The 19323-nt window shown below is 55.3% G+C and carries 18 protein-coding genes, 2 pseudogenes and 1 riboswitch; of the genes and pseudogenes, 15 read left to right on the top strand and 5 right to left on the bottom strand.

Translation table 11 applies throughout. From position 1 onward, the window contains the following. Window positions 1–29 precede the first annotated feature (29 nt). Both ABRP31_RS21870 and ABRP31_RS21865 read left to right on the top strand, forming a co-directional pair. Window positions 30–1554, top strand: a pseudogene (locus ABRP31_RS21870) (IS66 family transposase). A 214-nt stretch (window positions 1555–1768) separates the two neighbouring features. Continuing rightward, window positions 1769–1841, top strand: a riboswitch (Fluoride riboswitch). Between the two features lie 79 nt (window positions 1842–1920). Further along, window positions 1921–3249, top strand: a complete 1329-nt coding sequence (locus ABRP31_RS21865; protein ID WP_065992356.1) for a voltage-gated chloride channel family protein — start codon at window positions 1921–1923, stop codon at window positions 3247–3249. A 155-nt stretch (window positions 3250–3404) separates the two neighbouring features. On the opposite strand, the gene ABRP31_RS21860 is transcribed toward ABRP31_RS21865, so the two are convergent. Further along, on the bottom strand, window positions 3405–4550 hold the full coding sequence (locus tag ABRP31_RS21860; protein ID WP_372489465.1) for a TDT family transporter: 1146 nt from the start codon (window positions 4548–4550) through the stop codon (window positions 3405–3407). Between the two features lie 137 nt (window positions 4551–4687). On the opposite strand from ABRP31_RS21860, the gene ABRP31_RS21855 reads away from it, so the two are divergent. The 6 genes from ABRP31_RS21855 (at window position 4688) to copD (ending at window position 10442) form a co-directional block, all read left to right on the top strand. Continuing rightward, window positions 4688–5608, top strand: a complete 921-nt coding sequence (locus tag ABRP31_RS21855) for a LysR family transcriptional regulator (protein ID WP_065992360.1) — start codon at window positions 4688–4690, stop codon at window positions 5606–5608. Window positions 5609–5895: 287 nt separating this feature from the next. Further along, window positions 5896–6099 carry a co-regulatory protein PtrA N-terminal domain-containing protein gene (locus tag ABRP31_RS21850; protein WP_032656495.1) on the top strand — a complete coding sequence of 68 codons (204 nt, stop codon included), beginning with the start codon at window positions 5896–5898 and terminating at the stop codon, window positions 6097–6099. Between the two features lie 143 nt (window positions 6100–6242). After that, the gene (locus ABRP31_RS21845) at window positions 6243–8099 is read left to right on the top strand and encodes a copper resistance system multicopper oxidase (protein ID WP_122280368.1); all 1857 of its coding nucleotides are present in this window, start codon (window positions 6243–6245) and stop codon (window positions 8097–8099) included. Between the two features lie 10 nt (window positions 8100–8109). Next, a complete protein-coding gene (locus ABRP31_RS21840; protein ID WP_083233251.1) occupies window positions 8110–9051 on the top strand; it encodes a copper resistance protein B in 942 nt (313 codons plus the stop codon). Window positions 9052–9120: 69 nt separating this feature from the next. Continuing rightward, window positions 9121–9504: a copper homeostasis periplasmic binding protein CopC gene (gene copC, locus ABRP31_RS21835; RefSeq protein WP_065992364.1), complete on the top strand. Its 384-nt coding sequence runs from the start codon at window positions 9121–9123 to the stop codon at window positions 9502–9504. A 2-nt stretch (window positions 9505–9506) separates the two neighbouring features. Then, window positions 9507–10442, top strand: a complete 936-nt coding sequence (copD, locus tag ABRP31_RS21830; protein WP_065992366.1) for a copper homeostasis membrane protein CopD — start codon at window positions 9507–9509, stop codon at window positions 10440–10442. Window positions 10443–10493: 51 nt separating this feature from the next. Here copD and ABRP31_RS21825 read toward each other — a convergent pair whose 3' ends face one another. Next, complete coding sequence (locus tag ABRP31_RS21825; RefSeq protein ID WP_065992367.1) at window positions 10494–10940, bottom strand: DUF411 domain-containing protein; 447 nt, start codon at window positions 10938–10940, stop codon at window positions 10494–10496. A 190-nt stretch (window positions 10941–11130) separates the two neighbouring features. Between ABRP31_RS21825 and ABRP31_RS21820 the strand changes: the two genes are divergently transcribed. The 7 genes from ABRP31_RS21820 to ABRP31_RS21790 all read left to right on the top strand — a co-directional run bounded on the left by ABRP31_RS21820 (window position 11131) and on the right by ABRP31_RS21790 (window position 16797). Further along, complete coding sequence (locus tag ABRP31_RS21820; RefSeq protein WP_032656501.1) at window positions 11131–11814, top strand: heavy metal response regulator transcription factor; 684 nt, start codon at window positions 11131–11133, stop codon at window positions 11812–11814. Beyond that, complete coding sequence (locus tag ABRP31_RS21815) at window positions 11811–13205, top strand: heavy metal sensor histidine kinase (RefSeq protein WP_122280367.1); 1395 nt, start codon at window positions 11811–11813, stop codon at window positions 13203–13205. The genes ABRP31_RS21820 and ABRP31_RS21815 overlap by 4 nt, the downstream gene beginning before the upstream one ends. Window positions 13206–13352: 147 nt before the next feature. Beyond that, the gene (locus tag ABRP31_RS21810) at window positions 13353–13703 is read left to right on the top strand and encodes a metalloregulator ArsR/SmtB family transcription factor (protein ID WP_065992371.1); all 351 of its coding nucleotides are present in this window, start codon (window positions 13353–13355) and stop codon (window positions 13701–13703) included. A 22-nt stretch (window positions 13704–13725) separates the two neighbouring features. Next, window positions 13726–15015, top strand: a complete 1290-nt coding sequence (locus ABRP31_RS21805; RefSeq protein ID WP_122280366.1) for an arsenic transporter — start codon at window positions 13726–13728, stop codon at window positions 15013–15015. Window positions 15016–15024: 9 nt separating this feature from the next. Further along, a complete protein-coding gene (locus tag ABRP31_RS21800) occupies window positions 15025–15495 on the top strand; it encodes an arsenate reductase ArsC (protein ID WP_065992376.1) in 471 nt (156 codons plus the stop codon). Then, window positions 15495–16229 carry an arsenical resistance protein ArsH gene (gene arsH / locus ABRP31_RS21795; RefSeq protein ID WP_065993189.1) on the top strand — a complete coding sequence of 245 codons (735 nt, stop codon included), beginning with the start codon at window positions 15495–15497 and terminating at the stop codon, window positions 16227–16229. Before ABRP31_RS21800 ends, arsH begins: the two co-directional genes overlap by 1 nt. Before the next feature lie 19 nt (window positions 16230–16248). Continuing rightward, window positions 16249–16797: an arsinothricin resistance N-acetyltransferase ArsN1 family B gene (locus tag ABRP31_RS21790; protein ID WP_330735746.1), complete on the top strand. Its 549-nt coding sequence runs from the start codon at window positions 16249–16251 to the stop codon at window positions 16795–16797. Window positions 16798–16834: 37 nt separating this feature from the next. Here ABRP31_RS21790 and ABRP31_RS21785 read toward each other — a convergent pair. From ABRP31_RS21785 to ABRP31_RS21775, 3 genes and pseudogenes are all read right to left on the bottom strand, one after another. Further along, window positions 16835–16954, bottom strand: a pseudogene (locus tag ABRP31_RS21785) (antitoxin Xre/MbcA/ParS toxin-binding domain-containing protein); the annotation flags it as partial. 911 nt (window positions 16955–17865) lie between these two features. Continuing rightward, window positions 17866–18657, bottom strand: a complete 792-nt coding sequence (locus ABRP31_RS21780; protein WP_065992377.1) for a hypothetical protein — start codon at window positions 18655–18657, stop codon at window positions 17866–17868. Between the two features lie 116 nt (window positions 18658–18773). Further along, on the bottom strand, window positions 18774–19196 hold the full coding sequence (locus ABRP31_RS21775) for a hypothetical protein (protein ID WP_065992378.1): 423 nt from the start codon (window positions 19194–19196) through the stop codon (window positions 18774–18776). Between the last annotated feature and the right edge of the window lie 127 nt (window positions 19197–19323).

Here is a 19323-nt window from a genome sequence, read left to right as displayed (position 1 = left end):
AGTCGGGCTGCTTTGGTAAAATCCAGCCCATGACTTCCTTGCCCGATCTCGACCAAATGACCCCCGAACAACTGCGCGCACTGGCTGCGCAATTGATGTCCAAGGTCGATACTATGGGCCGAAAGATCCATCGCGATGAAACGATCATTGAGCAGCTCACTCACGAGATCGCCATCCTTAAACGGCACAAGTTCGCCAAGCGCAGCGAGCAGATCAGCCCGGCGCAGGGCAGCCTGCTCGATGACCTGCTCAATACCGACCTAGAAGCCATCGAGGCGGAGTTAAAAGCCCTTCATCCCGCACCTGCGCAGGAAGAGCCACGCCAGCAACCCAAGCGTGCGCCGTTGCCACCGCAGTTCCCCCGCACTGTAGTCCATCACGAGCCGGACAACACCCAGTGCGCGTGCGGCTGCCAGCTTCAGCGCATCGGTGAAGACGTCAGCGAAAAGCTGGACTACACACCGGGCGTGTTCACCGTCGAACAGCATGTGCGTGGGAAATGGGCCTGCCGGCAGTGCGAAACACTGATCCAGGCCCCGGTACCCCCACAGGTGATCGACAAGGGTATTCCCACTGCCGGCCTGCTGGCGCACGTGATGGTAGCCAAGTTCGCCGACCACCTGCCGCTGTATCGACAGGAAAAGATCTTCGGCCGTGCCGGCCTGGCTATACCACGTTCGACCCTGGCGCAGTGGGTGGGCCAAACCGGCGTACAGCTTCAGCCGCTGGTCGATGCATTGCGCGAAGTGGTGCTGGCCCAGCGCGTGGTTCACGCCGATGAAAAGCCGGTACAAATGCTGGCGCCCGGCGAGAAGAAAACCCACCGCGCTTATGTCTGGGCCTACAGCACTACGCCATTCTCGGCCCTCAAGGCCGTGGTCTACGACTTCAGCCCCAGCCGTGCCGGTGAACACGCACGCAACTTCCTGGGCACCTGGAACGGCAAGCTGGTCTGTGACGACTTCGCAGGCTACAAGGCTAGCTTCGAGCTGGGCATCACCGAAATCGGCTGCATGGCCCATGCACGCCGTAAGTTCTTTGACTTGCATGTAGCCAACAAAAGCCAATTGGCAGAGCAGGCGCTTCACTCGATTGGCGGGCTTTACGAAGTCGAGCGACACGCCAAGGAAATGAGCGACGAAGACCGTTGGCGATTACGCCAGGAAACAGCGGTGCCCATCGCTGGAAAACTGCATGAGTGGATGCTGGCCCAACGTGAACTTGTGCCCGACGGCTCAGCCACGGCCAAGGCCCTGGATTACAGCCTCAAACGCTGGGTAGCGCTCGCGCTACCTGGCAGATGGTGCTGTGCCCATCGACAACAACCAGATCGAGAACTTGATCCGGCCTTGGGCGCTTGGGCGCTCGAACTGGTTATTTGCAGGGTCGCTGCGCAGCGGCAAGCGGGCGGCGGCGATCATGAGCCTGATCCAGTCGGCGCGCATCAATGGGCATGATCCGTATGCTTATCTCAAGGATGTGCTGACGCGGTTGCCGACGCAGCGGGCCAGCGAGATCGAGCAGCTGCTGCCGCATCAGTGGATGCCTGCCTGATCTGTGCAAGGTTTGTTTGCTGGCCGCTTACATTGCATGGACTTAACCAGGGCAAGGGACTCGCCTTGACCAGTAGAAATCGGCTGAAGCAGACACTTGAATTTACGAGTGAGATGCGACTCGATGCTCCTGTTACTCATGACAAGCTTTTAGGAAAGCTATTCGTCCTTCTATCTGATGATCAAGTTTACATCTCCGGGAGAGATCGCTATATTCGGGCCCTGGAGATGGCATTCCTCCACTTACCAACCGCTGCGCCCGTAGCAGCTGATGATGCCTACAGACACCTGATCAACACAGGGCTGTAGGCGTTCGCGCGAAATATCCCTTTTTGGTCAGGCTCACTTTCCTTGTGTGGCCGACCCCATGTCAAAACTCCGAAAACCTGAACAACTCGTCCTGCTTCCCTACATCGGGAAATGGCTGGTACTTGCCAGCGCCGTGGCACTTTTGGCGGGATCGGCATCCGCGCTATTTCTGTTCTCCCTCGATCACGCCACTCAATGGCGCGAGACCCACCGCTGGGCGATCTGGCTGCTGCCGCTGGCAGGCTTTGCTGTAGGGCTGGTTTACCACCTGGTTGGCAAGCCGGTAGACGCGGGCAACAACCTGCTGATCGACGAGATTCACGACCCGAAGCAAACCGTGCCGCTGCGCATGGTGCCTCTGGTGCTTGCGGGTACGCTAATTTCGCATCTATTTGGCGCATCGGTCGGACGCGAAGGCACCGCCGTGCAAATGGGCGGTGCTCTGGCCGATCAGATAACCCACCTGTTCCGACTGCGCCCCGAAGATCGCCGAATCATGCTCATGGCAGGCATCAGCGCAGGCTTCGCTTCGGTCTTCGGCACCCCGCTGGCGGGAGCATTGTTCGGCCTTGAAGTGCTCGCCATTGGCCGCATGCGCTACGACGCGTTGTTCCCATGCATGGTCGCCGCTATCGTCGCCGATCAAGTCGGGCTGCTCTGGGGCGTCGTGCACACCCACTACGTCATCGGCGAGATCGCGCCCGTGCAGTTCTGGACAGTGGTGGCAATGGTTGTCGCAGGCATCGTGTTCGGACTCGCGGGGCTGCTGTTCGCCACAGCCACCCATACCCTCGGGGCGTGGATAAAAAAGCTGATTCCCTATTCGCCTTTGCGCCCTGTTCTCGGCGGGATAGTGGTGGCCACGGCGGTGTGGGCATTGGATGCCTATCAGTACGTCGGCCTAGGCATTCCGAGCATCGTCCAGTCCTTTGCAGCCCCCGTTGCGCCATGGGACTGGTTCGGCAAACTCGCGTTTACCGTCGCATCACTCGGCACAGGCTTCAAAGGTGGCGAGGTCACGCCGCTGTTCTACATCGGCGCGACGCTGGGCAACGCGCTTGCGCCGCTGCTACACCTCCCATTCTCGATGCTCGCCGGTATCGGCTTCGTCGCAGTCTTCGCCGGCGCCGCCAACACACCACTGGCGACCATCGTCATGGCCATGGAGCTCTTCGGCCCAGAGATTGCCCCACTTGCCGCGATTGCCTGCATCGCCAGTTATCTGGTGTCCGGCCATACCGGGATCTATCACGCCCAACGCGTGGGCCACAGCAAACACCGCCATGCCCTACCGACTGATATCCGTCTTTCGGACATCAATAAATTTCACTCTCAGCGCAACGCCGTGAGCGCCCCGAAAAAAGTCGAGGAGGACGAACCAAAATGAGCAAGTCAGAACCCGATTCATGAGGTAACAGGCGGTCACCTGGGCCTGTTCGAAATGCCACACCCGAGCCCGCTTTCAGTGTCTACAAATCCCAACGCAGCCAAGGCTATCGTTGCGACGCTGTCGCGGGCATCGAGGCGGCTACATGATTTGAATTAACGCTGGGCCTGCTTTGCCTTGAGAGAAGCAATGCAGGGGGATACGAACAGATTCCCTCGGTAAGCACCTATGGTGGTCTTCGCCGCCACCACCAACCACATTACCGTCAACATCAGCACCAAAATCACACCCAGAACGTTAAAAAATGCCAAGTCCAAGATCACGCCCAACTTCAGGGTGGTCACGGCGTAGACGCCTAAAGGAAATGTGAAGCCCCACCAGCCCAGGTTGAATGGAATACCACCTTTCGCATATCGAGCAGTGATAAGCAGTGCCAAAAGCATCCACCACAAGCCAAGGCCCCAGAACAAAATGCCAGCGATCAGGCCAATCCCTGCTGCCACGGCTCCAGCATTAGCCATGCCGTGAGCGGCAAAGATGGCAGGGGCGTCGCCGCCGATGACCAGCATGCCTAGCGCTCCTGTTCCAATAGGCCCCAGCGATAACCACGATGATGCAGCCATGTTCTCGTGAGGCAATTTATGAAGCGCCAGGCGTAGCACCAGGATCACCAGAATGCTCAAGGCTACAGGGACGGAATAGGCCCACAGCACGTAGCTGGTAATCAGCATATTGAACTGCGCGCTCGCGTCGGCTAAATGTGGAGCGATCACCCCACCACTGGCGGCAGCGACTTCCGCAGCGACAACGGGAAGTAACCACACAGCAGTCATCTGGTCGATGCTGTGCTCTTGCCGCGTGAACATCATGAATGGAATGAGAACACCGCATGCCAGTGCCATGGCGACATCTAGCCACCACAGGCCATGGGCTAATGGTATTAGGGCATCACCCCAGGTCGGTACGCCATACTGCATCAAGCCGTTGATGATGGTTGCCAGCCCCATCGGGATCGTGCCGAAAAACATAGAGACGGTTGAATGACCGAAGATTTGCTTGGCTTCGTTGAAAAAGAAAACCCAACGTGCCGCGTACATAAGCGTAAAAGCACTGAAAAGCACAATGTTGAACAGCCAAAGTGCTTTTCCCGCGTATGACAGCAGCGCGATATTTCCTGGAAGCTGTCCTAACGCCAGGGCCAGGATGCCCGTACCCATCGTGGCGGCGAACCAGTTCGGGGTGAACTGCCGGATCGCTTCCCTTGGATTTGAGAGCGCCGACAGCGGCTGCCCTCCTTGCATTACTTTTGACAAGCTGATGTCTCGCATGGTGCCTCCACGGCGTGCTTCATCGGAGCAGTGCCTACAGAATAGCGGGGTGAATTTATCTAGAAAAACGGGTAATTTCTCTATGCCATACCCACTTAATAGGTAAGCTCGTGAAGCTGACTCTCCGCCAGCTCGACATTTTTCGAAGCATCGCTCAACTCGGCTCGACGACCCGGGCGAGTCTTGCACTGGCTTTGTCCCAGTCAGCTACGAGCGCAGCCCTCCAGGAATTGGAAGGCGCACTGGGCATCCAGTTATTTGATCGGGTCGGCAGACGCCTCGTGCTGAATGACAATGGGCAAACGCTTCTACCTCAGGCCATCCGGCTGCTTGAAGCGGCGGCTCAAATTGAAGAAGGTTTTCAAACGGACACGACGGCTCGGATGAGGATCGGTTGCAGCACTACAATTGGCAATTACATCATGCCCCTGCTGATCGAACGTTTGGCTGCGCGAGCGCCGGGCATTCAAGTCGATGTCATCATGGGCAACAGTGCAGATATCGCCAAGCAAGCCGCACAGCTTTCGATTGATATCGGCCTGATTGAGGGGCCGTGCCGCCAACCCGAGCTGACGATTCGTCCATGGTTTGAGGACGAACTGGTGATCATCGCAGCCTCAAATCATCCCCTTGCCGCTCAGGAAAAGCTGACTTCAGACGACCTCAATGCCGCTACCTGGCTGATTCGCGAGGACGGCTCAGGAACTGCTGATGAGGTGCTTCAATGGCTACTTCCCTACCTTGGCGACTGGAGCGACGCTCGCCGGATCGGTAGCTCCGAAGCCATTAAGCGAATGGTCGTTTCTGGAATCGGAATAAGCTGTTTGTCTTACTGGGTAGTGAGCGATGCAATCGCGGAAGGTAAGCTGAGGTTGTTGAATCATGACCTGCCGCCTCATAAGCGACAGCTCCACATCGTGCATCACCGCGAAAAATTTATTTCTCGCTCTCTCGAAGTTTTCTTACGGGCTGTGGAAGATTTTGAAGTGAATGGAGCTGAAAGGCTCGAAATCACATCCAATTCAATGTGAGTTTGCTGAACGCTTACGCTACGCTTAGCGTACTGACGGAAAAGCCTCACTCGGGGGCATCATTCCCATGGCAAAACATCCACTCACATAGCGGCTGGTGAGAGTTGTTCCCCCGATGTTACTTGCTGGCAGCGCTAAAAAAATATCCCCGCCTCTTATGGGGTTCCTGTCAAAAGTGTAATCGCTGCCTAAGCATACTGACAGGTGCCTCCCCTCATCATCCTCATCGAGCCGACGCTCAAACGCTCCAGATTCATCGAGAGTCAGTTCCTTTGAGGAGATGTATCATGAAAGCTATCAACGTTGTGGTTATTGCAATCAGTTTGGCTATGTCGTCACTGGCCTTTGCCGAAGGCGGCGGTGATCGCACCTATGAGCGCATGGAAAAAGCTCGTGTGGCTGCACTGGAGAACCGCAAACCAGTCTCTGAAGCGCAAGAAGATGTTGCGCAAGAAAAGCCTGCGGCTGAAAAGCAGAAGCATCACTGCTAAGTCGACCAGCTTACGGAAATGTAATCACGCCATTTTTTGGCTTATGGCATCTTCGATGTATCAAACGCACTCGCTATCCAAAAGGGCGAACCCTCGGGAATACAGTGCTGTGCGTGCACCTGACTGACAGGACATGAATCGGTATGCAATCCAAAACTTCTCGGCGCACCTTCGTAAAAGGGCTGACCGCTGGCGCGATTCTCGGTGGCTTAGGGCTCTGGCGTACGCCTCTTTGGGCGGCCACCAGCTTTGGCGAGACAAATGTCCTGTCGGGCACAGAGTTCGACCTTTTCATTGGAGAAACGCCGGTAAATATCACCGGAAGCCCCCGGACTGCCTTGACCATAAATGGTGGTATCCCAGGGCCTCTGCTGCGCTGGCGTGAAGGGGACACCGTCACCTTACGGGTCAAGAACCGCCTCAAAGACATGACCTCCATCCATTGGCACGGGATTATTCTTCCCGCGAATATGGACGGTGTGCCGGGCCTTAGCTTCGGTGGGATCGCGCCTGATGGAACGTACGTTTACCAATTCAAGGTCAAGCAGAACGGAACGTACTGGTATCACAGTCACACCGGCTTCCAAGAGCAGGTAGGTGTATACGGCCCGCTGGTAATTGAAGCAAAAGAGCCAGAGCCTTTTGAGTATGACCGTGACCACGTGGTGATGCTCACTGACTGGACGGATGAAGATCCGACTGCGCTAATGAAGACGCTCAAGAAGCAGGCGGACTACTACAACAACCACAAGCGAACAGTCGGTGACTTCATTAAGGACGTAGCGGATAGCGGTTGGTCAGCGACTGTCGCTGATCGCAAGATGTGGGCCGAGATGAAGATGAATCCTACTGACATTGCAGACGTCAGTGGCGCGACATACACCTATTTAATGAACGGCCACGCCCCGGACTCGAACTGGACAGGCACTTTCAAACCTGGCGAAAAGCTTAGGTTGAGGTTCATCAATGGTTCGGCCATGTCCTACTTTGATGTCCGTATTCCGGGCTTGAAGATGACCGTTGTAGCCGCCGATGGCCTGTATGTGAAGCCTGTGACCGTGGATGAATTCAGGATCGCCACAGCTGAGACCTTCGACGTGATCGTCGAACCAACTCAGGACGCCTACACACTGTTTGCGCAGTCGATGGATCGAACGGGGTACGCCAGAGGCACCTTGGCCGTCCGGCCTGGTCTCGCTGCCCCAGTACCTGAGCTTGACCCTCGTCCTCTCGTCACCATGGCCGACATGGGTATGGCCGGGATGGATCATGGCTCAATGTCTGGTATGGGCGATATGGCTGGAATGGATCACAGCAAGATGGCCGGTGCGCAAGACAACTCAATGCAGGGTATGTCGGGAATGGACGGCGGCGACATGAAGGGTATGAATCATGGCGCTACGCGAGACATTTCTGGCATGGACAGCATGGCTGCAATGGATCACAGCAAGATGTCTATGGGTGGCATGGAAGAAATGCAGCAGCACCCGGCCTCAGAGTCCAACAACCCTCTCGTCGATATGCAGGCCATGTCGACGTCGCCAAAGCTTGATGATCCCGGTATGGGCCTTCGCGAGAATGGCCGAAAGGTACTGACGTACTCTGATCTAAAAAGCACGTTTGAAGATCCAGATGGCCGTGAGCCAAGTCGCACCATCGAATTGCACTTGACCGGTCATATGGAGAAGTTTTCCTGGTCTTTCAACGGCGTGAAGTTTTCGGACGCCGAGCCTTTAAAACTGAAATATGGCGAGCGAGTCCGCATCGTTCTCGTGAACGACACGATGATGACGCATCCCATCCACTTGCATGGCATGTGGAGTGACCTTGAAGATGAAAACGGGCAATTCCTCGTCCGCAAACACACCATCGATATGCCGCCAGGATCAAAGCGCAGCTACCGAGTGACCGCCGATGCGCTAGGACGCTGGGCCTACCACTGCCATCTCCTGTACCACATGGAAATGGGCATGTTCCGTGAAGTGCGTGTAGAGGAATAAGGAGCCGACTATGAGCAATTTCTTTTGCGAGACTCGCATGCACTCAGCTGTATTCACGGTTGCTTTAACCGCTGCTTTTATCTTGCCTGTAGCCGCTGAACCGGGCCAGGGCACGAAAGACGGGCAGATGCAGGGTATGGATCACAGCCAGATGCAGGGCATGGATCACAGCAAAATGCAGGGTATGGATCATAGCCAGATGCAGGGTATGCAGCCTCCCAAGCAGCAGACCCAGACCCAAAGCCGGACACCGATAGCGGCTCTAACCGATGCGGATAGAGCCGCAGTCTATAACGCTCCTGGTGGTCACGAAGTCCACGACACTGCCCTCAACTCTTTTTTTATATTTGAGAAGCTGGAATGGCAGGATGCTGACGATGGGAGCGCGCTTAACTGGGAAGCCCAAGGTTGGATAGGTGGAGATGTTGATCGTCTATGGCTGCGCTCCGAAGGCGAGCGCACCAACGGAAAGACCGAAGAAGCTGAGGTTCAAGCTCTTTGGGGCCATTCCATCAGCCCTTGGTGGGATCTGGTCGGCGGGGTTCGTCAAGACTTCAAACCAGGCGACCCTCAAACGTGGGCGGCTTTCGGTATCCAGGGCTTGGCTCTCTACAATTTCGAAGCCCAGGCCACTGCTTATCTGGCTGAAGGTGGCCAGACCGCAGCTCGGCTGGAAGGTGATTACGACATCCTCCTGACCAACAAGCTCATTTTGCAACCGACGGCGGAATTCAATTTCTACGGTAAAAACGATCCCCAGCGGGGCATTGGTTCAGGGCTGTCAGAGAGTGAGGTCGGTTTGCGTCTTCGGTACGAAATCAGGCCAGAATTCGCACCTTACGTAGGTGTGACCTGGAATCGGGCTTATGGAAAGACCGCTGATTACGCCCGCGACGAAGGCGAAGACAGTAACGAAGCACGCCTCGTGCTTGGCGTCCGAGTGTGGTTCTAAATCAAAGTTAGAAGCACCAAATAATTATCTAACCTCATAACAACAGCTTTGCGCTGTGAGGAGCCTTGCATGTCTGTATTTAAATCCTGTGTTGTGGCCGTTGCTCTTTCTTCCAGCCTTCTGCTCAGCGCAGTTGCCCAGGCTCACCCGAAGCTGCTGTCTTCGACTCCGGCTGAAGGGGAGAGCGGCCCAGCTCCTGCGAAGATAGAACTGCATTTTTCCGAAAACCTGGTTACCCAGTTTTCCGGGGCCAAGTTGGTCATGACGGAAATGCCTGGCATGGCACATTCCCCTATGCCCATGAAGGCCAGCGTGGCTGGAAGTAGCGATCCTAAAACCATGATCTTGACTCCGGCAGCACCTCTCACTGCTGGCACCTACAAAGTGGAGTGGCGGGCGGTCTCCTCTGATACCCACCCGATTATCGGCAACGTTACGTTCAAAGTGAAGTAAGCATGAGCGACCCCCTGAATGTGGTGCTGCGCATAGCGCTTTATCTGGATTTGATGCTCTTGTTCGGCCTAGCGGTGTTTGGGCTGTACAGCTTTCGAGGTAAAGAGCGCGTATCCGGAGCGGTACTTCATTTTGGGTGGATACTGCCCGGCACCGCTGCTATAGGCATGCTGTTGTCCATAGCAGCTTTCGTGGTTATGACAAGCAATATGAGCGGCGCCTCCGATTGGGTCGAGCTGCGGCCTCACATAGAAATGATGCTGTACGAGACTGAGATCGGCTATAGCTGGGTGACGCGCATGATCTCGCTAGCGGTGGTCATTGTTGTCGCAAGCCAAAGCAAGCGATGGCCAACAGAGAGTCTATGGGTTGCTACCTTGGCGGGCAGCATCGCCCTAGCGACGCTCGCGTGGACAGGTCATGGAGCCATGGATGAAGGTGCTAAGCGGTTCTGGCACTTTGCCGCTGATATCCTGCATTTACTTGCCGCTGGCGGGTGGATCGGTGCCCTCGCGGCGTTTGGTTTGATGTTGAGGATAAAAGGGTCTGATCCTGAGCTACTTGTCCGAGTACTTTCACGAGCACTCAGCGGATTCGAAACAGCCGGTGCTCTGATCGTTGGTACGGTCATAGTGACCGGTGTCGCCAATTACCTCTTCATCGTTGGGCCGACAGTGGCCAATGTCATATCAGGCGCCTATGGCGTTCTTCTACTCGTGAAAATCGTGCTGTTCGCCGGCATGATCGGACTTGCTACCCTGAATCGTTTCTACCTGAGTCCTGCCCTTGAGCGGTCTGCGCAGGCCGGTGATTACTCTCTGGCAGTGACTGCTTTGAGAAAAAGCGTGGTGCTCGAATCCACCTGTGCCGTGGTCATCGTCGTCCTGGTGGCTTGGCTGGGGACTTTAAGCCCATCAATCGACATGGCTCAAGGGTAAGCTCGATGCCAGATCTGGGCGGCTCCAAGAGGGGCCCAGATCCAGCCAACACTATTGGCTGAGTGGGTAGGTAGCCACCACTTCTTGCGCACCTGCCTTGGTGACTCCCATGACTTTATACGGCTGATAATTTTGACCGTATTCCATGCCTGGAGAACCTGCTGGCATGCCTGGCACTGCAATCCCTACGAGATCGGAGCGGCCGCTCAGCTTCTTGATTTCGTCGGCTGGTACATGACCTTCTACGAATTTGCCGCCAATCACAGCGGTATGGCATGAGGCGAGTTCCTGTGGAACACCCAGTTTCTGCTTGATAGCGCTCATATTGCTTTCTACATGGTCGACCACTTTGAATCCACTCGACTCAAGGTGTTTGACCCACTCCTTGCAGCAGCCGCAGTTCGCGTCGCGGTGTACATCTATTGTGAGCGGCGCTGCCGCCTGGGCGGCACCACAAATCATCAACGCCACAGCCAGCGATAGCTTTCGTTTGAACATTCCATGCACCTCATCAAGGTTAGTCTGCGGTTGCTTAGGCGCCCTTGGCCTAGGCCGCGAGTGGCGCTTACTTACCGGTTACAACGTAGGTTAAGCGCAAAGAATCAGATTGCCGATTACATTTGCGTCAGCTTGCGCATAGCGGCCAATTTGGTAGCACAATTGAACGCCGCACAACCGGAGCCCAAGCATGAAACTCTTGGTAGCAGAAGACGAACCCAAAACAGGCATGTATCTACAGCAAGGTCTAGTAGAGGCCGGGTTCAGTGTTGATCGGGTTGTGACCGGTACGGAAGCACTGCATCAAGCACTGAGTGAGACCTACGATCTCCTAATTCTGGACGTGATGATGCCGGGCATCGACGGCTGGGATGTCGTCCGAAGCGTTCGCGCAGCTGGGCGCGCAGTTCCTGTGCTGTTTCTGACGGCCAGAGACGGAGTTGATGATCGGGTCAAGGGGTTAGAGCTAGGAGCTGACGATTATCTGGTTAAGCCATTCGCCTTTTCCGAGTTGCTTGCTCGCGTAAGAAGCTTGCTTCGCCGTGGTTCCGCCGCGCCCAACCAGACATCAATCAAGATCGGGGATCTGGAAGTCGATCTTCTGAAGCGCCGCGCCATGCGCTCTGGTCGCCGGATAGACCTCACGGCTAAGGAGTTTTCGCTACTTGAATTGCTGATGCGCCGTCGGGGGGAAGTCTTGCCAAAATCCCTGATCGCATCGCAGGTCTGGGATATGAATTTCGACAGCGATACCAACGTAATCGAAGTCGCTATTCGCCGCCTCCGAGCCAAAGTCGATGATGATTTTGACACCAAGCTGATCCAGACCATGAGGGGAATGGGCTACATGCTAGACGCTCCCGAAACAGAATGAAGCGCGCTTCCCTTACCCTCCGTTTGAGCATGATGTTTGTCTGTGCCGTGGTCGCCGTGCTGGTAGTGGCGGGCTTTACTTTCGATGCGTTTAGCCAACATCACTTCAAGGTTCTTGACCGTCAAGCCATGACGGAAAAGCTCGAATCCATCCGCCAAATCATGGAAGGCGAAGCTGGCTCCGCAGACTCATCAGAAGTCGTGCTGCAACTACAGGCTTTGCTTGGTGCACATCAGGAACTCTCCGCCTCGATTACCACCAAGGAAGGGAGGACGATCTTCGCCACACAGAATGCAGTTGAGCATCCTCCTTCCCACTCGGGCGATCCTGGAGAAGACATGTGGGAGTGGACTGTTGGCGGCCATATGTACCGTGGCATGCAGGCCCAGGTTCGATTAGTAAACGAAGCCGAGCCGCTGAACGCGTGGTTGAGTCTAGATATCACTAGCCATCTGCATTTCGTTGAAACCTTGCGGTGGTGGCTGGTGATCGGACTGACGATTAGTGTCTTGGTCAGCGCAGCTTTAGGGTGGTTGGTGGCGCGTAGTGGGTTGAAGCCGGTCGCACAGGTGACGCGGGTCGCAGCCTCGATGTCAGCGGGATCGCTCAAAGAGCGTATCCCGATGGACTCGGTGCCTCGTGAGCTTGAAAGCCTAGTCTCCTCGTTCAACGCCATGCTTGCTCGCCTTGATGAGTCTTTTGTTCGGCTGTCCAACTTTTCGGCTGATATCGCGCACGAGCTGCGCACTCCTATCAGCAATCTGCGGACACATACAGAAGTCATCCTCGCAAAGAAACGTGCGCCCGAAATCTATGAAGAGAATCTCTATTCCAACCTTGAGGATCTGAACCGCCTCTCAAGCATTATTGATGGCATGCTTTTTTTGGCCAAATCGGATAACGGTCTGATTCTACCAACCAAAGAAAAAATCGAGTTGCGTTCGGTCGTCGAAAAGCTCTTCGAGTATTACCAGTTGCTGGCAGACGACACTGGGGTGACGCTACAGCTTTCCGGGCATGGCGCAGTGTACGGCGACGACACTATGTTGGATCGGATGATCTCTAATCTGCTGTCCAATGCGCTCCGGTACACACCACCAGGCTCCGTGATCTCCATCAGAATCGAACCTGATGGCGACATGATCAGCTTGTCAGTGCAAAACCCTGGAGAGGAGATAGCAGCACAACATTTACCCCGGCTGTTTGATCGTTTTTACAGAGTCGATCCTGCTCGCAGAGAGGGCAGCACCACAAACGCGGGGTTAGGTTTGGCAATCGTCAAATCACTGGTTGACGTTCATGGCGGCACCGTTAGATGTGTCTCCGGGGGAGGTTATACGGCCTTTAAGATCAGCCTGCCAGCGTGGGACAGCGATGCTCATAGTGTGTGAGCTATACGAACGCAGCGGCCCCCTCCCAAGGAGAGTGCGCTGGAGGTAGCGGAGGTCGTTAAATACATTCGCTTGGTGTTTGTGCATGCGGTTTGAATGTGGTTACATCTGTATATTCGGTTATCCACATGTATTGGGCGGTCGCTTATGAGCCTGGCACCACACACCTTCTTCAAGTGCCTGGGGGACGAAACTCGCGCTCGGATCATGCTCATGCTTTCGGCTGAGGGTGAGTTGTGCGTGTGCGAGTTGATCTGGGCACTGGACGATAGCCAGTCGAAGGTCTCCAGGCATCTTGCCCAACTGCGGGCTTGCGGGTTACTCGCAGATCGGAGGCAGGGTCAGTGGGTTTACTACCGGCTGCATCCCGAGCTTGAACAGTGGGCACTGGATGTTCTGAACGTCACTACGCAGGCGCACCAGTCCTGGGTTAACGACAGTCAAGGAAGGCTGGCTTCGATGGAAGACAGACCCGTGCGCCAAGCCTCCTGCTGCTGACCTTCTGATTCGGAACATACCCATGCTCATCGCTGCGTCAATTTTCGTAGTTACGCTTGTCTTTGTTATCTGGCAACCCAGGGGGTTAGGTGTCGGCTGGAGCGCGGCAGTGGGTGCCGTCCTGGCATTGCTGACTGGCGTCGTGAGTCTGGGGGATGTGCCGGTTGTGTGGCACATCGTCTGGAACGCTACCGCGACCTTCATTGCAGTGATCATTATCAGTTTGCTGCTTGATGAAGCGGGATTCTTTAACTGGGCGGCGCTGCATGTGGCTCGCTGGGGTCAGGGCAAAGGTGGACGCCTGTTTGCGCTGATGATCCTGCTCGGTGCAGCCGTCTCGGCACTGTTCGCCAATGATGGAGCCGCACTGATTCTGACCCCAATCGTCATCGCGATGCTGACGGCGCTTCGTTTCAGTCCGGCATCCACTCTGGCATTCGTGATGGCCGCAGGCTTCATCGCGGATACCGCCAGTCTGCCCATGGTCGTGTCGAATCTGGTCAACATCGTTTCGGCTGACTTTTTCAGCGTGGGTTTTGGTGAGTACGCCTCGGTGATGTGGCCAGTGAACCTGGTGGCGGTGGCCGCGACGCTGTTCATGCTCTGGATGTTCTATCGCAAGGACATTCCAACCCAGTACGACGCTAATCAGCTTGAAGCCCCAGATGCAGTAATTCGTGACCGGGCGACATTCATTGCTGGCTGGTGGGTACTTGGCCTGCTGCTGCTTGGCCTGTTCGCACTGGAGCCGCTGGGCATCCCCATCAGCGCCGTTGCTGCTGCGTGTGCGGTGATCCTGCTGATCATTGCTGGAAAAGGCCACATCATCTCCACGCGAAAGGTCATCAAGCACGCGCCTTGGCAAATTGTCGTGTTTTCGCTGGGCATGTATCTGGTGGTCTATGGCCTGCGTAATGCCGGGCTAACCGACTCGCTCTCGGCGCTGTTGAACATATTTGCTGAGCATGGCCTATGGGCCGCTACCTTGGGCACCGGTATCACCGCTGCGCTGTTGTCCTCGATGATGAACAACATGCCGAGTGTGCTTATCGGCGCTCTGTCCATTCAGGGCAGCGACGCTACGGGACTGGTGCGTGAGGCCATGATCTACGCCAATGTCATCGGTTGCGATCTCGGCCCAAAGATCACGCCCATCGGAAGCCTGGCCACGTTGCTGTGGCTGCATGTTCTGGCACAGAAAAACATCCGCATCACCTGGGGCTACTACTTCAAAGTCGGCAGCATCCTCACTCTTCCTATCTTGCTGGTAACGCTAGTGGCACTGGCGTTGCGGCTGAGCATCCCTGTCTAGGAGAAACCCATGAAAGTGTTATTTATGTGTACGGCAAACAGCTGCCGGAGCGTTCTCTCGGAGGGGTTGTTCAACCATCTGGCCCCGAGCGGCTTTACTGCCGTCAGTTCTGGCAGCTTCCCTAGCGGGAAACTGAATTTACGCGCCGTGAGTACGCTGCAAGCGCTGGGTATCGATACCTCGGGGCTTTACAGCAAAGGCTCAGAGGTCTTTTCGGACTCACCACCGAATGTTGTGATAACCGTGTGTGACAAGGCTGGAGGCGAAACATGCCCGGTCTATTTTGGGCCTGCTGTCAAAAGCCACTGGGGGCTTGCCGATCCTTCCGATGTGGAAGGAACAGACAGCGAAATCCAGGCCGCATTTGACGCAACCGTCGTCCAGATTAAAAAGCGTTTCGAGGCATTCTTCAGCTTGGATCATTCGACGCTTACACCGCAGGAACTGAAGCGCGAGCTAGATCGTATAGGTGAGCTGTGATGGACGAATTTTCGTCGGAGAGCAGTCCGGATCTACCTAATCTGGATCAGGCGCTGATTGACGTCGCCACACTGGATCGTCTGCAAGGCAACGAGCAACCGACTCACAAGCCGCGCATCTTGTTGCTGTATGGCTCAACCCGTGAGCGCTCTTTCAGCAGGCTACTGACCCAAGAGGCCGCGCGCATCCTGACCCTAATGGGAGCCGAGGCAGTTATTTTTGATCCCTCGGGCTTGCCTCTCCCTGATGACGCTCCGGAAGACCATCCAAAGGTTAAAGAGCTGCGGGATCTGGTTCTGTGGTCAGAGGGACAGGTTTGGTGTTCGCCGGAGCGTCACGGCGCGATGTCTGCTGTATTCAAAGCCCAAATCGATTGGATTCCGCTCACGATGGGGGCTGTCCGGCCCAGCCAGGGCAAGACCCTGGCCGTCATGCAGGTCTGCGGTGGATCACAGTCGTTCAACACGGTAAATCAGCTGCGAATTCTCGGGCGCTGGATGCGGATGATCACCATCCCAAACCAGTCGTCAGTACCCAAGGCCTTCCTGGAGTTCGACGACGCAGGCCGTATGAAGCCATCTGCCTACTACGACCGTGTGGTCGACGTGATGGAGGAACTAATGAAGTTCACGCTGATGGTTCGGGGCCGGGAAACGTATCTGGTAGATCGCTACTCGGAGCGAAAGGAAAGCGCCGAGTCGCTCTCGAAACGAGTCAATCAAAGATCGATTTGAGCCACCAAGGGGATAGAGGATGAGCAAGACGACAGTAAGGATTGCGCAGGTTTCGGACGCTCAAGCCATCCAGGCAATCTACGCACCAATGGTTGGGAGCACTACGATTTCGTTCGAGCTTGAGCCGCCTTCAGTCGAAGAGATGGCCATGCGGATTGAGTCGACTCTGCTAACTTACCCGTACCTGGTTGCGGTGCGAGACGGCCAGGTCATCGGCTATGCATATGCCAGTCAGCACCGGGCTCGTGAGGCCTATCGCTGGTCGGTCGACGTCACCGTTTATATATCGCCAGAAGCGCACCGTAGTGGCGTCGGTCGGGCACTGTATGACGTGTTGCTGCCAACATTGAAGAAGCAAGGTTTTCACGCAGCCTATGCCGGGATCGCTCTGCCCAATGATGGCAGCGTGGGACTACACGAAGCACTTGGCTTCGCTCACATTGGTACGTATCCAGAAGTAGGATTCAAGCATGGCGCTTGGCGTGATGTTGGATATTGGCGTATCGCGCTGGATTCAACGAATCCGCCAAAACTGCCCGTGCTTTTCAGTGAGATCAGTCTCTTCTGAATCAGCCACGACCAGCAGATCAAGTGCGCTTGCCCCCTCAAAAAGAAAACCCCTCAGCTAGCTGGAACAGCATCTCTTCAACCTGGCGAGTTCCAACGGTGCTGGTAAGCATCAATAGTGGGCTTTTACCCGAGAAGCGTTCTTTCGGCTTGGTTATCCGAGTAGCGCTGCAGCGTTTCGAAAGTCGTGAAACGAAAAAACCGGAATTGGGCTTACCAGATTCCGGAATTTTCAGCCTGCAGATTTCACAGGTGCGTTGGGATCAAACCATTCCTCAAACGTTCACCTGCCGGCCTCTGCGGCTGCGATGCTCCATCTTTTTCCACTACCGGACGCCAGTGTGCGGGTCTGCTGTTTAGGATAATGCGGGAGGGGGAAATAAATTCCAGAGGGCATGATGGCGAAAGTTTTTGTGATCGGCGCCACGGGTGAAACGGGAATTCGGCTCTGCCAGCAACTGGTTGCCCGGCGTCACGAGGTGCTCGGACTGCACCGCAAACCTGAGCAATATTCACGCTCAAACTCTATGGCGTCGAGCCTGTCTTGGGTCGTAACCAGATCGTCAAGCTGAATGCGATGTTTTGGTCGGGCCATGAATCGCTTAGCCATGGTAATAGTCAGTTCAATGCCTGATGGATTGGACTGGCGGGACTCCTGGATGGTCTCAAGCTTCAGATCCAGCGCGCTGAAGAAGGTATCTGCGTCGCTCCCACTCTCGACGGTCGCGCGACGGCTTGTGATCTAATGATGAGCGGCTGGGGGGCGTTTTATCAGCGCAAAGGCATGAAAGCTTCTGGGTGGTCGGAGCAGGTCATGAATATACTCCGGGGCGTTTCTAGCTTGCATGGGCGGGAGGAGCTGGTTGCGGAGCTGAAGTAGATGGGTTTGGACTGCGGTGAGTACCTGGTTCGCACCTTTGGCGAGCAGTTTTTATCATATGCCGCCAGTGGAGAGGCCGGGATCCTCCGTCGAGCGGCATGTGACGACGTTCCGTACTCACGGTCTTTACTCCTGAGCGACCCGGGCTGACAAGATGTAAGGGATGAATGGATGTAGGGTAGGGCGTCGTCACAACACTGCTGTAGTAAAAATGTCCGCAGGTATGAAAAAACCCTGAATGACATTTGCCAGATACCCACGATTTATGCGGGCGTCTCGGGCCGTAAAGCCTGCGCGGGCCATCTGATTGTCCGACTCAGCATTGATCTCAGCAATGAATGAACGGGTCTCCTTCACGGAGAGCGCCCGGCTCAGATCACGATGTGGCCATCTCGTAACGTACCCTTGAATAATGCTGGTAATGAACCTGGCGTCCATCTCTGCCCGATCGGCATCCTTATCGATCATGTACATACCAAGGTGATTACGAAGGAACTGCTGCGATGAGCGGCTCAGATGGGGATCCAGAATCGTGAAATCGACGTAGACGCCTTGTCCACTCTGGATAGCAAACCAACTGGCGTAGTAGGAAATTCTATCCTGTAAGCGGTTCAGCCCTTGGTAGGTGCATCGATCGAAAGCCTCATCTTGGCTCAGGGCAAATTGAACATCGCCCTCTCTGATCAGACCATACAGCGCCAGCAGGTCACTAACGGCCCAAACCGTGGCAGTTAACTCCGCCTTAGACATTTCGAGCTCAGTTGCTAGGAACCCTTTGAATCCCACCATTGTCATGGGATTGAGTGCATTATCAATGGGCGCGTCGATAATGGCGAGGTACGCGTCGTAAAAATTCAATGCAAGCATCACACGCTGCTGCCGTTCGATTTGATCAGGGAAGGCCTCCCTCAGCGATAATTCGCACTGGGTTGGATTCAGCATTGTCATACCGCAGGCGAGGATCTGGTCTTGTTTCAGCATACGTATCAAAGTCCCTGGTCGAATTCAGAATGGCTTGTTTAAGAAGTTCTCTCGGTTTGGCAGCCATGAATCGACTTCGGCAGCAGGTAAGAACCGGGTCGGCCTGGCTGCAGAGTTCATCTTGAGATGTAGCCTTTGGACACGTTTTGTTCGTGGTACCACTCATGGTTCCGCAGCGCATTTCCATGCTCCTCCGACGGGTTCGCTCCGGGCTCGCTGGGATAGTCAGCGGGAAACATCTCTCGCAGCCGACAAAGCTCTTCAAAAACGGACTGGGCCCGGGCTATTCTTTGTGATTGAAGGTGTTCAGCGATCTGCCTAAACCCTGGCGAAGCAGCACCGTGGTCAGAGAACCAAGCTTTAAGGTCTTCATAGATTTGTTGATGACGGCGGTCGAATCCGCCACAACGTTGGTCTGTGTCGGAGAAGAACTTGCTTGGATTGTACTGGTATAGGATAAAGTCCTGCAGGAGGTAAGCAGTACCATACATTCCTGTTAGAAAGATGTCGCGGTGAGTAATATACGGTGATTCGGGCATGCTAATATTCTCCTATTGTGCTTCGCATTAAATTAAGTGACCGGGTTTAACGTGTAAGTGGTACTCAATCATTTGGTAAATTTTGATAAGCATGCTCATGCTTGTGCAATGTTTAAGTCCACGAATG

It is taken from the genome of Pseudomonas caspiana, assembly GCF_040224095.2.
In the GTDB taxonomy this organism is placed as follows: Bacteria; Pseudomonadota; Gammaproteobacteria; order Pseudomonadales; family Pseudomonadaceae; genus Aquipseudomonas; species Aquipseudomonas caspiana.
The sequence above is the reverse complement of the archived record's forward strand: the minus strand, read 5'-3'. Positions and strand labels throughout refer to the sequence as shown.

Bases quoted from the DNA above. Each gene is read 5' to 3' on its own strand.
- ABRP31_RS21865 (WP_065992356.1), top strand. From the start codon at position 1,921: ATGTCAAAACTCCGAAAACCTGAACAACTCGTCCTGCTTCCCTACATC.
- ABRP31_RS21860 (WP_372489465.1), bottom strand. From the start codon at position 4,550: ATGCAAGGAGGGCAGCCGCTGTCGGCGCTCTCAAATCCAAGGGAAGCG.
- ABRP31_RS21850 (WP_032656495.1), top strand. From the start codon at position 5,896: ATGAAAGCTATCAACGTTGTGGTTATTGCAATCAGTTTGGCTATGTCG.
- ABRP31_RS21845 (WP_122280368.1), top strand. From the start codon at position 6,243: ATGCAATCCAAAACTTCTCGGCGCACCTTCGTAAAAGGGCTGACCGCT.
- ABRP31_RS21840 (WP_083233251.1), top strand. From the start codon at position 8,110: ATGAGCAATTTCTTTTGCGAGACTCGCATGCACTCAGCTGTATTCACG.
- copC (WP_065992364.1), top strand. From the start codon at position 9,121: ATGTCTGTATTTAAATCCTGTGTTGTGGCCGTTGCTCTTTCTTCCAGC.
- copD (WP_065992366.1), top strand. From the start codon at position 9,507: ATGAGCGACCCCCTGAATGTGGTGCTGCGCATAGCGCTTTATCTGGAT.
- ABRP31_RS21825 (WP_065992367.1), bottom strand. From the start codon at position 10,940: ATGTTCAAACGAAAGCTATCGCTGGCTGTGGCGTTGATGATTTGTGGT.
- ABRP31_RS21820 (WP_032656501.1), top strand. From the start codon at position 11,131: ATGAAACTCTTGGTAGCAGAAGACGAACCCAAAACAGGCATGTATCTA.
- ABRP31_RS21815 (WP_122280367.1), top strand. From the start codon at position 11,811: ATGAAGCGCGCTTCCCTTACCCTCCGTTTGAGCATGATGTTTGTCTGT.
- ABRP31_RS21810 (WP_065992371.1), top strand. From the start codon at position 13,353: ATGAGCCTGGCACCACACACCTTCTTCAAGTGCCTGGGGGACGAAACT.
- ABRP31_RS21805 (WP_122280366.1), top strand. From the start codon at position 13,726: ATGCTCATCGCTGCGTCAATTTTCGTAGTTACGCTTGTCTTTGTTATC.
- ABRP31_RS21800 (WP_065992376.1), top strand. From the start codon at position 15,025: ATGAAAGTGTTATTTATGTGTACGGCAAACAGCTGCCGGAGCGTTCTC.
- arsH (WP_065993189.1), top strand. From the start codon at position 15,495: ATGGACGAATTTTCGTCGGAGAGCAGTCCGGATCTACCTAATCTGGAT.
- ABRP31_RS21790 (WP_330735746.1), top strand. From the start codon at position 16,249: ATGAGCAAGACGACAGTAAGGATTGCGCAGGTTTCGGACGCTCAAGCC.
- ABRP31_RS21780 (WP_065992377.1), bottom strand. From the start codon at position 18,657: ATGCTGAAACAAGACCAGATCCTCGCCTGCGGTATGACAATGCTGAAT.
- ABRP31_RS21775 (WP_065992378.1), bottom strand. From the start codon at position 19,196: ATGCCCGAATCACCGTATATTACTCACCGCGACATCTTTCTAACAGGA.